Source organism: Salinispora goodfellowii (assembly GCF_059570675.1).
Genome location: NZ_JCANTD010000001.1, coordinates 375,013 through 387,828, shown reverse-complemented (window position 1 = coordinate 387,828; position 12,816 = coordinate 375,013). Strand labels below are relative to the sequence as shown.

Below are 12,816 nucleotides of genomic sequence, written 5' to 3'. Positions count from 1 at the left end.
CCGTCGCCGACGTAGCGACTCAGGCGTAGCGGCGGAGTTCGCGGCGGGCCAGAGCGGCCTTGTGGACCTCGTCCGGCCCGTCGGCGAGGCGCAGGGTGCGGGCCTGGGCCCAGAGCGCCGCCAGCGGGGTGTCCTGGCTGACGCCGGCACCCCCGTGTGCCTGGATGGCCTTGTCAATCACCCACTCCGCCATCGACGGTGTGTCGATCTTGATGGCCTGGATCTCGGCGTGCGCGCCCCTGTTCCCGACCGTGTCCATCAGCCAGGCCGTCTTCAGCACCAGGAGGCGGGACTGCTCGATGCGGACCCGCGCCTCGGCGATCCACTCTCGCACCACCCCCTGCTCGGCGATCGGCCGGCCGAACGCCACCCGGTCGAGGGCGCGACGGCAGAGCAGTTCCAGCGCTCGCTCCGCCATGCCGACCAGCCGCATGCAGTGGTGGATCCGGCCGGGACCGAGCCGGGCCTGGGCGATGGCGAAGCCGGCCCCCTCCGCACCGATCAGGTTCTCCACCGGCACCCGGACGTCGTCGAAGTCGATTTCGGCATGGCCACCGTGTGGACCGTCGTGGTAGCCGAAGACATGTAGCCCACGCCGGATGGTGACCCCCGGTGTGTCCCGCGGTACCAGGATCATGCTCTGCTGCCGGTGCCGCTCGGCCGACGGGTTGGTCCGGCCCATCACCACGAAGATCTGACAGGCCGGATCCATGGCGCCGGACGACCACCACTTGCGGCCGTTGATCACATAGTGGTCGCCGTCGCGGGTGATCCGGGTGGCGATGTTGGTGGCGTCGGAGGAGGCGACCTCCGGCTCGGTCATGCAGAACGCCGAGCGGATCTCCGCCGCCAACAGCGGGCGCAGCCACTGCTGGCGCTGGGGCTCGGTGCCGAACTCGGCGAGCAACTCCATGTTGCCGGTGTCCGGTGCCGCACAGTTGAGCGCCTCCGGGGCGAGGTGCGGGCTCCGGCCGGTCAGCTCGGCGAGCGGAGCGTACTGCAGGTTGGTCAGCCCGGCGCCGTGGTGGGGATCGGGGAGGAAGAGGTTCCACAGGCCCCGGCGGCGGGCCGCCGCCCGCAACTCGGCCAGCACCGGCGGCCGGGCCCACTGATCTGCGGCAGCCGCGACCTGCTCGGCGTAGACCGCCTCGGCCGGGTAGACCTGCTGCTCCAGGAAGTCGGTCAGCTCGGAGCGTAGCCGTTCGGTGTGGGCGTCGTGGGTGAAGTCCATCAGCTCCTCCTCGAGACGGCGGTCAGTCCGTGCGCGACCAGCGGTGCGACCATCTCGCCGATCTGGTCGAAGCCCGCGCCGAGAGTCTGCCCCTGGCGGTACCGGTAGTGGATGCCCTCGCAGATCACCGCGAGCTTGAAGCACCCCAGGGCCACATGCCAGTCCAGCGGGCCGACATCGATCCCGCTGCGACTGGCGTATCGCTCGATCAGCTCGGCGCCGGCAGGGAAGCCGGCCCGGGGCCCGAGCCCATCGGCGACGGGATTGCGCGGGACCGCATCCCCGCCCATGGCATCCCAGTAGGTCAGCAGGAGGCCCAGGTCGGCCAGCGGGTCGCCGAGGGTGGCCAGCTCCCAGTCGAGCACCGCCTGGACGGCGACCGGGTTGACGGTGGCGAGGAGGTTGTCCAGCCGGTAGTCGCCGTGCACGATCCGCCCCGGGCCGGAACTCTCCGGAGCGGTGCTGGCCAGTCGGTCGCGTAGCTCGTCGATGCCGGGCAGCGGCCGGCTTCGGGAGCCGTCGAGCTGCCCGGACCAGCGGCGGACCTGGCGGGCGAGAAAACCTCGCGGGCGGCCGAAGTCGGCCAGGCCGACGTCCGCCGGGTCCACGGTGTGTAGCGCGGCGAGGGTGTCCATCATCGCCATCGCCAGCTCCCGTCGCTGCCCGCGGGGGAGTGGGTCGGTCTGCGCTCGGGAGCGGAACACCGTGCCGGGCACGCGGTCCATCAGATAGAACGGCGCCCCGATCACCTCCGGTTCGGTGCAGAACAGCAGCGCCTTCGGCACCGGCACCTCGGTCGGGGCGAGCGCCGAGATCACCCGGAACTCCCGCGCCATGTCGTGTGCGGTGGCCAGGACGTGGCCCAGCGGCGGCCGGCGTAGCACGATCTCCCGCTCCCCGACACCGAGCAGGTACGTCAGGTTGGACCGGCCGCCGGGGATCAGCTGGGCGCGCAGTGGCCCGTCGCCGAGGTCCGGATGCGCGGCGAGGTAGCCGGCGAGCCGACCCAGGTCCAGACCCGGCGGGGAGCCGGTCGGTGCGGAATCGTCGATGGCCGGCTCGGTCATCCGAACAGTTGATGGCAGCTGACTTCTGATGTCAAGGGCCGGTATCCGGCCGAGGAGAGCTCCGGGCGTTGATCGCCACCAGTGGGGGGCGGCAGACCTCAGAAACGACCACTTCCCGGCTCCGAAACCGACCTGTCACCCTGGGTTATGGGTTCCGCAACAGCCGTCGGGGAGGGTCGGACCAGGGGAAGGGAGTAGCGCATGACGCGGTGCGGAAGACAATTGCTGGTGGCGGACCGACCCACCCGTCGGGCGGGTCGAGGGCTGGCCGACCCGGTCGTCCTGGGCCTGCCGGACGGCACTGAGCTGGGCGTACGCTCAGCGGTCGGTGACGACCTGCCGGGCCTGGTCGACCTGCACGAGCGGTGTTCGGCGCGCAGCCGCAACCGTCGCTACCACGGTGGGGCGGCCCGGCTCGCCCCGGCTCGGATGCGCCGACTGTTGGAGCCAGCACGGGGGGTCACCCTGCTGGCCACGCCGACCGTTTCCCATTCGCCGACCGCGCCGGTGGTGGCGATGGCCAATCTGCTCGGCGAGGGAGACACAGCCGAGGTGGCCTTGCTGGTGCGCGACGACTGGCAGCGCCGCGGGCTCGGATCGGCGCTGCTGCGTCGGCTCGTGTGGCAGGCGGAGCGGAGTGGATACGCCGCGCTGGGTCTGCACATCCAGGCGGAGAACACCCCGATGCTGCGGGCCGTCGACCGGTTGGAGCGGCCGGCGACGATTGACCGGGATGGCTCGCTGCTCACCCTGACGGTGCCGTTGACCGCGGCCGTCTCTCCGACCAGTGCGCCGCTGGACCTCTCCGCCATAATACGGTGATCGTTACTTTGGGCCGCTGTCGCTACCAAGCTCCTGTCGCAGTAGGACATTTTCGGGCTGCGCGGCAGCCAACCCGAGTTCCGAGTGTCGCCGCGCAAATGGCGATGATTTTGTGTAGCGCACCCGAACGCATTCCCTCGTATTGTTAAAGGAGCACCACCTCACACCTCGAGGGGGCACTCCTATGTTCAATGACTTTCTGATCTCTATCATCCGCACCGCTGTCCCGGTCGCTGTCGGTGCCGTACTGGCCTGGCTCGCCTCCAGAGCGGGAATCATCCTCGACGCCGACTCCTCCGCCGCGTTGACCGCCAGTGCGGTCGCCGTCGCCGTCGCCGTCTACTATGCCCTCGCCCGTGCCCTGGAAACCCGGTGGCCCTGGCTCGGTGTGCTGCTGGGGCGGCGGGCGAAGCCGGTCTACGAGGTGTCGCGTACCAGTAAGGGCGAGGGCTAAGGCGTTCGTTCGTCCCGCTGCCTGCCGTGGCGGGTCACTGGTGGTGGGTGACCCAAAAAGTCACCCACCACCAGTACTGGTGCGTCCACCGTTCCTTTCCGGGAGCTGTTCCGTTCAAGACGGCGTTGTCAACTGCACCCAGGGGTTGTTGCAGGTGAAGTTCTGTCCCTGTGTGGCGCATTCGGTTTCCCACACCTCGCCGTCGGTGGTCAGCACCTTTACCCAGGCGTCATTGCCGGCGGCGGAGATGGCGACCCCGCAGACGGATTCTCCCGGATAGTTGGCGTTTCCGCTGAGGTCGGTCCAGGTGTAGGGCCCCGGCGGCGCTGGCGTGAGCCTTCTACGGCCGGCGTAGGTGACCCCATCTGAAACCACCGCACTGAACTCTTCGGAGGCCGACGGGGCAAGGCTGTCAATGTCAGCGCACGGTCCGGGTGGGCCTGTTGGCCCGGGTGGGCCGGTGGGTCCGGGTGGGCCTGTTGGCCCGGGTGGGCCGGTGGGTCCGGGTGGGCCTGTTGGCCCGGGTGGGCCGGTGGGTCCGGGTGGGCCTGAAGGTCCCGGTGGGCCGGAGGGGCATGTGTGTCCACACTTGTCGTCCCAGTATCCGCGGTCCCAGTATTCCTGGCCCCAGCCTCCCCGGTTCCAGTCGTCCTGATCCCATCCCCGTTCCTCGTTCGGGTAGGCGGCCATGCTCGTGCCGCCGCCCCAGACGTGGCCGAAGGCGGGGGCGGTCAGGCCGACGAACGCGAAGGCGAGTGGTGTCATGACGCCGATGGCCACCCACCGTTTGCGACCCGTCAGCATGCCTGCTCTCAGCCCCTGGTGTTGATGGCGACTCATGACCCTCCTTGGCTTGATTTGAATTCGAAATAACCTCCTATCCTTTTACCGAAGTTTTGTCGCGATATTCGTGTTATACGAGATAGTTCCGCTTCGTCATTCGCTAGGGCGACATGTCGGCATTGTGAAGATCTGGATCTTTTCGGTCAAAGGCATTCAAGATCGACTTCGGCTGGCCGTGAAGAGATATCCATGCTCTGGCCTGGGGCTTGGAGTACAAGCAGCTTGGTGTGTTGATCGGCCGGGACCGTCGGTGGTGTCGCGGGAGGCCGCCGGGCACGAGGGCCGGGCCCGGTAGCGAGCTGCGGCCGCCGCGGCGGCGATTGTCGGTGTAGGCCGAAGACGTGGGCGCTCCAGCGGGCGCCGGGTTCGTGGGAGGCGGTACGCGAGCGTCTGTGGCAGGGGCGGTCGCCCGCGTCAGTGCGGCGCCGACTGATGTCGTGGGGGCGGTGGACGGCATCTTGTTGGGGCCATCCACCGCCCGTCCGTGTGGCGTGGCTTCGTCGAGGCGACGGAGCCGGCTCGTCTGCCGACGAAGCCGGCCGAAGCGTCAGACGTTCGGCGGTAGCGCCGTCCGGTCCGGGAAGTTGCCGTAGAGGCGATCGTCGGCGCCGCCGACGGTGACCGCCTGGACCAGCAGATCGCCGCCGACGAAGGCCCCCTTCCAGGAGGCACCCCGCCCACCGAACGGCTCCTGGCGGTCGCCTCGGGAGCGGGGCTTGTTGATGCCGACCTTGAACGCCTGCACGTCCATGGCGAGCTTCGCCGCCTCGTCCTCGTCATCGCAGGCGAGGGAGGCGACCAGCGCGCCGTTGGAGGCGTTCATCGCGGCGAGGAGTTCGTCGGTGGTGTCCACCACCACGATCGTGTCGACCGGACCGAACGGCTCGGCGTGCATCAGCCGAGATCGGCCGGGCGGCGCGAGGAGCACCGACGGCGCCACGTAGGCGGAGGTGTCCTGCCCGTCGAGGAACGGCGCCCCGTCGAGCCGGCCCCGGTGCAGCGGGACCGCACCGCCCCGGACCGCCTCGTCGACCTTGCGGCGCAGCTCGTCGGCCTTGGCCGTGCTGATCAGGGGCCCGAAGTCCAGCTCGGGCAGGGGGGCACCAGCGGACCATCCGTCGCCGACGGCCAGCGGGTGTCCGAACCGTACGGATCGGACCACCGGCAGGTACATGTCGAGGAACTGGTCGACCAGGTTTCGTTGTACGACGAAGCGCGGGTAGGCGGTGCAGCGCTGCTTGCCGTACTCGAAGCCTTTCTTCAGGTGCGCGGCGAGCTGATCCCATCGGGAGAAGTCCCAGATCCCCCAGGCGTTGAGCCCTTCCTGCTCGATGAAGTGCCGCTTGTCGGTGTCCAGCAGGGCCGCCGCCACCTTTCCGCCGTTGGAGCGCCCGCCGACGAACGCCACCGCGCCGACCTCCGGTGCGCGGACCAGCACCTCGGAGAGTTCCTCCCCGCTGCCGGAGATCAGCGTGGCGGGCAGGCCGGCGCGGCGCAGCAACGCGTGCGCGACGGTGAGGCAGACCGCGCCCCCCTGGGACGGGGTCTTGGCGATCACGGCGTTCCCGGCGAGGAGCTGCACCAGCTCGGCGTGGACCAGGACGCTCATCGGGTAGTTCCACGAGGCGATGTTGCTCACCGGCCCGGGAAGTGGTTCCCGGCCGTCGGCAAGCATCCGGTCGATTTCGTCGACGTACCACCGGACTCCGTCCAGGGCTCGGTCGACGTCGGCGGCGGCGAGCCGCCACGGCTTGCCGATCTCCCAGACGAGCAGGAGGGCGAGGAGGTCGCGGTGGGCGGTCAGGGCGTCCAGTGCCTCGACGACCCGCGCCTTCCGTTCGGCGAGCGGGGTGTCGGCCCAGTCCCGGTGGACGGCGGCGGCGTGGGCGACTGCGGCGCGGGCGGCGGTCGCGTCTAGGCGGGGGAGGCGGACCAGGGCGGTGTTGTCGACCGGCGTGCGGACGGCGGCCGGGGTGCCGACCGCCCGCCAGTCGCCCTCGATCAGGTTGTGTAGCGTTCGGAGGCCGTCGGTCGGGGTGGAAAAGGCTTCGGGGACGGCGGCCACCGCGCGGTCGAGGACCTCGGACCAGGCGGTCCCGTCGGCGAGTCGTAGAGCCATCGCGATCTCCTCAGGGTTGTCCGGGGAGCGGCGGCGTCGATGGCACCGCTGGTGTGGCGTACTGTCGCCCGCCGTGAGTGGGGGCGGCAACAGTACGTTCGTATGTCAGGACGGCGGGCTGCCTCCGGTCCGCTTGTCCAGCGGTTGTGGAGTCGCCCTGCCACCATCCTGACCTGGCCGAATAACCAGACTAAATCGAAGATCGCGGATGCTGTGAGGAATCTCCGGACGCGGTCAGGCCCGTGTCTCGCCGTGCTCGACGCAGACCGCCGCCCAACCGACCGGCAGTACCTGCACCTTCATCCGTCGCCGGCAGTGCCCGCAGTAGCGGGGTGGCTCCAGCTGCCGGGCGGCCCGGCAGGCGGTGTGGTCCCCCTCGCCGGCCGGCGTACCGCACCGGTCGCACCAGGAGGCGCCGGCCCCCGCCGGGCCGCCGAACCGCGTCGACGTACCAAGCGGGGCCGGACCCGTCGTGTCGCTGCTCATCCCGGCCGGGTCACAGCGTCTCGGAGAGCGCCTTGACCGGCATCTTCAGGTCCTGGAGAAGCTCCAGGTCCGTCGTTGCCGGACGGCCCAGCGTGGTCAGGTAGTTGCCGACGATCACCGCGTTGATGCCGCCGAGCAGGCCGTCCCGGGTGCCCAGGTCGCCGAGCGTGAGCTCGCGGCCCCCGGCGTACCGGAGGATCGTGCGGGGCATGGCGAGCCGGAACGCGGCGATGGCGCGCAGCGCGTCCTTCCCCTCGACCACCGAGCGGTCCCCGAGCGGGGTGCCGGGCCGGGGGTTGAGGAAGTTCAGCGGAACCTCGTGCGGGTCCAGCTCGGCGAGCTGGGCGGCGAACTCGGCGCGCTGCTCAACGCTCTCCCCGAGGCCGAGGATGCCACCGCAGCACACCTCCATGCCGGACTCGCGAACCATCCGCAGCGTCTCCCAGCGCTCCTCCCAGGAGTGGGTGGTGACCACGTTCGGGAAGTACGAGCGGCAGGTCTCCAGATTGTGGTTGTAGCGGTGTACGCCCATCTCGACCAGCTCGTCGACCTGCTCCTGGGTGAGCATGCCGACCGAGGCCGCCACCTGGATGTCGACCTCCGCCCGGATCGCGGCGACGCCCTCCCGTAGCTGCCGCATCAGCCGGTCGTCCGGGCCGCGCACGGCGGCCACGATGCAGAACTCGGTCGCGCCGGTCTTCGCGGTCTGTTTCGCGGCCTCCACAAGCGACGGAATGTCCAGCCACACCGCGCGGACCGGCGAGGTGAACAGGCCGGACTGCGAGCAGAAGTGACAGTCTTCCGGGCAGCCACCGGTCTTCAGCGAGACGATTCCCTCGACCTCGACCTCCGGCCCACACCAGCGCATGCGTACCTCGTGCGCGAGCTGGAGAGCGGCGGGCAGGTGCTCGTCGGGGAGGTTCAGCACGGCGAGGACGCCGGCCTCGTCGAGGCCGACGCCGTTCTCCAGTACCTGGGTGCGGGCCTGGTCGAGGATCTCTGGCATGGCCGTACCCTACAAGGCCGTCGCCGCGGGAAGGGGTGCCCGGTGCGGCGCGGGCCAACCACCAGCGGGACCGGAGCGTGGCGCGCCGGGTTGGCGCGCGGCACGCCGGATCGGGGTCCGGCCAGGTGGTACGTTCGCCCCGGCGGAGGCGCCCGGCGAGCGGGAGCCGGGGAAGGAGCGGCGGTGTCGGACTGGCTTGCGGCCCTGGACCGCCGAGCCGAGCTGCGCGCCAAGGCGGGGCTGACCCGCACCCTCCGCCCTCGGGCCGCCGACGACGACATCGTTGACTTGGCCGGCAACGACTACCTCGGCCTGTCGAGACACCCCGCGGTGACCGCGGCGGCCACCGCGGCGCTCGACGAGTACGGGCTGGGCGCCACCGGGTCCCGGCTGGTGCGGGGCTCCACCGCACCGCACCACGCCCTCGAAGAAGATCTGGCCGGTTGGCTCGGGGCCGAACGTGCCCTGCTCTTCTCCTCCGGCTACCTGGCCAACGTCGGCGCGGTCCGGGGCCTGGTGCGACCACGGACGCTCCTGGTCTCCGACGCGCACAACCACGCGTCGCTGATCGACGGGTGTCGGATCTCCGGTGCCGAGACCATGGTGACCCCGCACGCCGACGTGGACGCGGTCCGGGCCGCGCTCGCCGCCGCGCCGGGTCGCCCGGCGGTGGTGGTAACCGAATCGGTGTTCTCGGTTGACGGGGACCTCGCTCCCCTCGCCGAGCTGCACACGGTGGCCCGGGAGCACAACGCGCTGCTGCTGGTTGACGACGCCCACGGGCTCGGCGTGGTCGGGCCCGGTGGTGCCGGGGGAGCGACCGCGGCCGGTTTGGCCGGGGAACCCGACGTGATCATCACCGCGACCCTCTCCAAAGCGCTGGGTGGAGCCGGCGGCGTCGTCGCCGCTCCGGCGGAGTTTGTCCGGCACCTGGTCGAGACCGGGCGGACGTTCATCTTCGACACCGCCCCGCCGCCGGCGGTGGCGGCCGGGGTACGGGCCGCCCTGGGGCTCGCCTGGCGGGGCGAGCAGCTACGGGTGGAGCTTGGCGACCGGGTCGCGTACGCCGTTCGGCGGTTGCGAGCCGCCGGGCTGACCGGGTCGGCGCCGAAGGGCGCCGTCGTGTCGGTGACCGCACCCGGACCGGAGGCGGCCATCGCCTGGGCCACCGACTGCCGGGACCGGGGTGTCGCGGTCGGCTGCTTCCGTCCCCCCTCCACCCCGGACAGCCGTTCCCGGCTCCGGCTGACCGTCAACGTCGGTGTCCCCCGGGCGGACTTCGAGCGGGCCCTGGAGGTCATCGTGGAGTGCGCGCCGTGAGTGTGACGCCGTGGCGGGGACCGGTACTGGTGACCGGCACCGACACCGGGGTCGGCAAGACCGTGGCGACCGCGGCGGTCACCGCGGCGGCGCAGGCCGCCGGGCTGCGGGTCGCGGTGGTCAAGCCCGGCCAGTCCGGTACGGCCACCGGCGACCCGGTCGACATCGACGAAGTCACCCGGCTCGCCGCACCGCTGACCGGGCGGACGCTGGCGAGCTTCCCCGATCCGCTGGCCCCGCTGGCCGCGGCCCGGGTCGCCGAGTTGCCGCCACTGGAGCTGTACACGGCGGTCGACGCCGTCCGCGCGGAGGCCGACAAGCACGACCTGGTCCTGGTCGAGGGGGCCGGCGGACTGCTCGTGCCGATGGGGCTACGCCCGTCGGGTGAGCCGTGGACGATGGCCGATCTTGCGGTCTCCCTCGGCTGCCCGGCCGTGGTGGTGGCGCGGGCCGGTCTGGGCACCCTCAACCACACCGCGCTCACCCTGGAGGCGTTGGAACGCCGGGCGGTGCCGGCGGGGGTGCTGCTCGGCGCCTGGCCGGCCGAGCCGGAGCTGGTCCACTGGGCGAACCTGACCGACCTGGTGCCGTATCTGGTCGGGGCGTTGCCGGCCGGGGCCGGGGCGATCGATCCGGGTGTGTTCCGGCGGTCCGCGCCGGGCTGGCTCACCCCGGCGCTGTACGGCGTGCTCGACGACTGGCGGGCCTGGGCCGAGGAGGTCCGCTGAGCCGGCTGGCCACTGCCCGGCTGGCCACTGCCCCGCTGGGCCGGCTGGCCACTGCCCCGCTGGGCCGGCTGGCCACTGCCCGGCTGGCCACTGCCCGGCTGGCCACTGCCCCGCTGGGCCAGGTGGCGTCAGTGTTCCGCTGAGCCGGCTGGTCGACGGCGGATCACGAAGGCGTCGGGCATCCGGAAGGTGAGGTTGTCCGGATACCACGGAGCGCGCACCACGGTTACCCCGTCGAGTAGCGGGGTGACCCGCTCGACCACCACCGCGGCCTCCATCCGGGCCAACTGGTCGCCGAGGCAACGGTGGGCGCCCGCCCCGAAGGCCAGATGCCGACGCGACCCCCGTTGGCCGGGCCGGAACTCGTCCGGCGCCGGCACGATGGCCGGGTCCCGGCCGGCCCGGGCCAGCCACAGCAGCACGCTGGTGCCCGCCGGCACGGCGGTCCCGCCCAACGTGCTGTCCACGGCGGCGACCCGACGCCAGGTGACGATCGGCGGCTCCAGCCGCAGCCCCTCCTCCACCACGTTCGGCACCGAGACGCTGCCGTCCCGCAGCGCGGCGCGAACCGTCGGCTCGCCGGCCAAACGGTGCAGGAGCAGGGTGAGGAACTGCGACGTGGTCTCCTGGCCGGCTACCAGTAGGAAGAACAGCGCCCCGACGAGCACATCCGGCGGGTGCCCGGTGGCCCGCAGGGCGGCGGCCAGCCCACCGCCGGTGTCGGCGAACTCCCGCAGCACCTGGTGGAACCGGCCGACCTCGTCGGCCAGGGCCAGTTGGCGGTCGGTGTCCAGCGGGGCCCAGAACAACTCCAGCGCCGCACGGGCGAACTGCTTCACCGCGGAGACCGGGGCGTCCGGGAGCTCGACCAGGCGGGCCAGGACCAGCAGCGGCAGGTCGGCGCTGAGCTCGGCGTGCAGATCGGCGGAGCCACCCGAGTCGAGGGTGGCGCGGATCGCGGCCACCCGCTCCGCCACCAGCTCGGTCAGCCAGGGCCGTTGGGCGGCGACCTTCGTCGGGTGGAGCGCGTCGGCGACGAGAGCGCGGATCGCCGGGTGGTTCACGCCGCCGTTGTTGGCCAGGGTCGGGGGGAGGCGGAAGCGGTGCCCGGCGAGCACCCGCAGGGCGGCTACCGGGATCGGGGTGACGGCGTCCAGGGCATTGTCCGGACGGTAGGTCACCTGGTCGGTGAGCACCTGCCGGACCAGCGCGTGCTCGGTCACCACCAGGTGTTCGGTGCCCTGCTGGTCGGCCACCCGGGTGACGGCCGGCCAGTGGGTGCCGGCGGTCTTCGTCCAGCTCCGGAACAGCACGGCGGACACGCTAGCCGGCCGTTCCGGGCAGCCCGGCCCGGAGCCGCCACACCGTGGCCCGCTTCACGCGTACGCTCTCCAGCGTCTCGGGCACCGGCACCTCGTAGCTGGCCAGCGGGTCGAAGCGGTCGCGGGGCAGGAACGCGCGTTCCGGATCGCCGACCAGCACCGTGGCGCCCGCGCGGGCGGCGGTGAGTAGGAAGCGGAGCATCCGCCGCGCCATCGCCGCGCTGTAGAACACGTCTCCGGCGAGGACGACTTCGGCGTCGCCCGCGTCGCCGTCGAGGATGTCGGCCAGCTCGGCGTCGAGGCGTACCCCGTTGGCCTCGGCGTTGACGGCGACGGCCGCGACGGCCAGCGGGTCGACCTCGACCGCGCGGACGGCGGTGGCGCCGGCCCGGGCCGCGGCGATGGCCACCAGCCCCGAACCGGCGGCGAGGTCGAGCACCCGCCGACCGGCGACCAGGTCCGGATGATCGGTGACGTATCGGGCGACGGCCTGCCCACCGGCCCAGGCGAAGGCCCAGAAGGGGGGTGGTTGGTCGCTGCGGAACTCACCCTCGGTCAGTTCCCAGAGCCCGACCGCGTCGTCGGCCTGGTGGAGTCGTACCTCGGGGACGAAGGGGACCGGCGCGAGACGGGCGTGTAGTCGGACGAAGGCGCTGGCGAGTTCGGACACCGCGTGATTCTCCCGCAGCCGAACCGGCGGGGTTACGGCCCGGTCCGGTCTGTGCTCAGTCCAGCTGCGCCGGGTCGAGGCCCAGCTCCCGGGCGGTCACCAGGCGTACCCACTCGGTGAACTGGCGTCGGGAGATCACCCGGTCGTGCACCGCGAGCTGGACGGCGAGACCGTCCATCACGGCACTGATCCGCCAGGCGGCACCAGCCGGGTCGGCGCACTCGAAGGTGTGGTCGGCTACCCCGGCGGCGATCACCGTCGCCAGGTCCTGCCGCCAGCGCAGGTCCAGCCGGCGGGAGGTCTTCTCCAACTCCGGGGTACGCAGCGACTCGGCCCAGCCGTCGATCCACATCGCCCACGATGTGGGGCGACCGGCGGGGGTGTAGAGCCGCACCAGCCGGCGGAGCTTGGCCAGCGGTGGGGCGCTGGAGCGCAGCACCGCGTCCAGCCGGCTCAGATCCTGCTCGACGGCGTACGCGAACGCCTCGGCGAGCAGCCGGTCCTTGGTGGCGAAGTGGTAGAAGACCAGTGCCTGACTCACCCCGGCCGCCTGGGCCACGTCCGCGGTGCGGGTGTTCGCCAACCCGCGTTCCACGATCACGTCGCAGGCGGTGCGCAGCAGGGCATCCAGGCGGACTTCGGCCGCACGTCTCGTCACGACCGTTACCGTAGTGCACCCGAACGGGTACGAGCTGTTACCACCCAGGGTGAACTCGCCCCACCGCAGTCGGAAGTAGGACAGTTCGTC

Annotated in this window: 13 protein-coding genes; 4 read left to right on the top strand and 9 right to left on the bottom strand. The window is 71.7% G+C overall.

Going from position 1 to position 12,816, the window contains the following annotated elements:
* Positions 1-19: 19 nt before the first annotated feature.
* Together T398_RS01840 and T398_RS01835 are read right to left on the bottom strand one after the other, a co-directional pair.
* Positions 20-1,231, bottom strand: coding sequence for an acyl-CoA dehydrogenase family protein (locus tag T398_RS01840; RefSeq protein ID WP_496443829.1), 1,212 nt, complete (start codon positions 1,229-1,231; stop codon positions 20-22).
* The gene (locus tag T398_RS01835) at positions 1,231-2,298 is read right to left on the bottom strand and encodes a phosphotransferase family protein (protein ID WP_496443827.1); all 1,068 of its coding nucleotides are present in this window, start codon (positions 2,296-2,298) and stop codon (positions 1,231-1,233) included. Before T398_RS01835 ends, T398_RS01840 begins: the two co-directional genes overlap by 1 nt.
* A gap of 201 nt (positions 2,299-2,499) precedes the next feature.
* Between T398_RS01835 and T398_RS01830 the strand changes: the two genes are divergently transcribed.
* Entirely contained in the window at positions 2,500-3,120 is a 621-nt protein-coding gene (locus tag T398_RS01830) for a GNAT family N-acetyltransferase (RefSeq protein WP_496443825.1), read from the top strand.
* A 184-nt stretch (positions 3,121-3,304) separates the two neighbouring features.
* Positions 3,305-3,574, top strand: coding sequence for a hypothetical protein (locus T398_RS01825; protein ID WP_496443823.1), 270 nt, complete (start codon positions 3,305-3,307; stop codon positions 3,572-3,574).
* A gap of 114 nt (positions 3,575-3,688) precedes the next feature.
* Here the strand turns inward: T398_RS01825 and T398_RS01820 are convergent, their stop codons facing one another.
* The 4 genes from T398_RS01820 to bioB form a co-directional block, all read right to left on the bottom strand.
* Entirely contained in the window at positions 3,689-4,414 is a 726-nt protein-coding gene (locus T398_RS01820; RefSeq protein WP_496443821.1) for a hypothetical protein, read from the bottom strand.
* Between the two features lie 550 nt (positions 4,415-4,964).
* A complete protein-coding gene (locus tag T398_RS01815) occupies positions 4,965-6,536 on the bottom strand; it encodes an aldehyde dehydrogenase family protein (RefSeq protein WP_496443819.1) in 1,572 nt (523 codons plus the stop codon).
* Positions 6,537-6,770: 234 nt separating this feature from the next.
* Positions 6,771-7,022: a biotin synthase auxiliary protein BsaP gene (bsaP, locus tag T398_RS01810; protein ID WP_496443817.1), complete on the bottom strand. Its 252-nt coding sequence runs from the start codon at positions 7,020-7,022 to the stop codon at positions 6,771-6,773.
* A 10-nt stretch (positions 7,023-7,032) separates the two neighbouring features.
* The gene (gene bioB / locus T398_RS01805) at positions 7,033-8,028 is read right to left on the bottom strand and encodes a biotin synthase BioB (RefSeq protein ID WP_018733671.1); all 996 of its coding nucleotides are present in this window, start codon (positions 8,026-8,028) and stop codon (positions 7,033-7,035) included.
* Positions 8,029-8,211: 183 nt separating this feature from the next.
* Here bioB and T398_RS01800 point away from each other — a divergent pair, with 183 nt between their 5' ends.
* A complete protein-coding gene (locus T398_RS01800) occupies positions 8,212-9,348 on the top strand; it encodes an 8-amino-7-oxononanoate synthase (protein ID WP_496443814.1) in 1,137 nt (378 codons plus the stop codon).
* A complete protein-coding gene (gene bioD, locus T398_RS01795; RefSeq protein ID WP_496443812.1) occupies positions 9,336-10,076 on the top strand; it encodes a dethiobiotin synthase in 741 nt (246 codons plus the stop codon). The genes T398_RS01800 and bioD overlap by 13 nt, the downstream gene beginning before the upstream one ends.
* A gap of 128 nt (positions 10,077-10,204) precedes the next feature.
* Here bioD and T398_RS01790 read toward each other — a convergent pair whose 3' ends face one another.
* From T398_RS01790 to T398_RS01780, 3 genes are read right to left on the bottom strand one after another with little or no spacing between them, the layout of a single operon-like run.
* Positions 10,205-11,398 carry a cytochrome P450 gene (locus tag T398_RS01790; RefSeq protein WP_496443810.1) on the bottom strand — a complete coding sequence of 398 codons (1,194 nt, stop codon included), beginning with the start codon at positions 11,396-11,398 and terminating at the stop codon, positions 10,205-10,207.
* 1 nt (position 11,399) lies between these two features.
* Complete coding sequence (locus T398_RS01785) at positions 11,400-12,068, bottom strand: class I SAM-dependent methyltransferase (protein WP_496443808.1); 669 nt, start codon at positions 12,066-12,068, stop codon at positions 11,400-11,402.
* A 55-nt stretch (positions 12,069-12,123) separates the two neighbouring features.
* Positions 12,124-12,726 carry a TetR/AcrR family transcriptional regulator gene (locus T398_RS01780; protein WP_496443806.1) on the bottom strand — a complete coding sequence of 201 codons (603 nt, stop codon included), beginning with the start codon at positions 12,724-12,726 and terminating at the stop codon, positions 12,124-12,126.
* Positions 12,727-12,816 lie beyond the last annotated feature (90 nt).

Bases quoted from the DNA above. Each gene is read 5' to 3' on its own strand.
- T398_RS01840 (WP_496443829.1), bottom strand. From the start codon at position 1,231: ATGGACTTCACCCACGACGCCCACACCGAACGGCTACGCTCCGAGCTG.
- T398_RS01835 (WP_496443827.1), bottom strand. From the start codon at position 2,298: ATGACCGAGCCGGCCATCGACGATTCCGCACCGACCGGCTCCCCGCCG.
- T398_RS01830 (WP_496443825.1), top strand. From the start codon at position 2,500: ATGACGCGGTGCGGAAGACAATTGCTGGTGGCGGACCGACCCACCCGT.
- T398_RS01825 (WP_496443823.1), top strand. From the start codon at position 3,305: ATGTTCAATGACTTTCTGATCTCTATCATCCGCACCGCTGTCCCGGTC.
- T398_RS01820 (WP_496443821.1), bottom strand. From the start codon at position 4,414: ATGAGTCGCCATCAACACCAGGGGCTGAGAGCAGGCATGCTGACGGGT.
- T398_RS01815 (WP_496443819.1), bottom strand. From the start codon at position 6,536: ATGGCTCTACGACTCGCCGACGGGACCGCCTGGTCCGAGGTCCTCGAC.
- bsaP (WP_496443817.1), bottom strand. From the start codon at position 7,022: ATGAGCAGCGACACGACGGGTCCGGCCCCGCTTGGTACGTCGACGCGG.
- bioB (WP_018733671.1), bottom strand. From the start codon at position 8,028: ATGCCAGAGATCCTCGACCAGGCCCGCACCCAGGTACTGGAGAACGGC.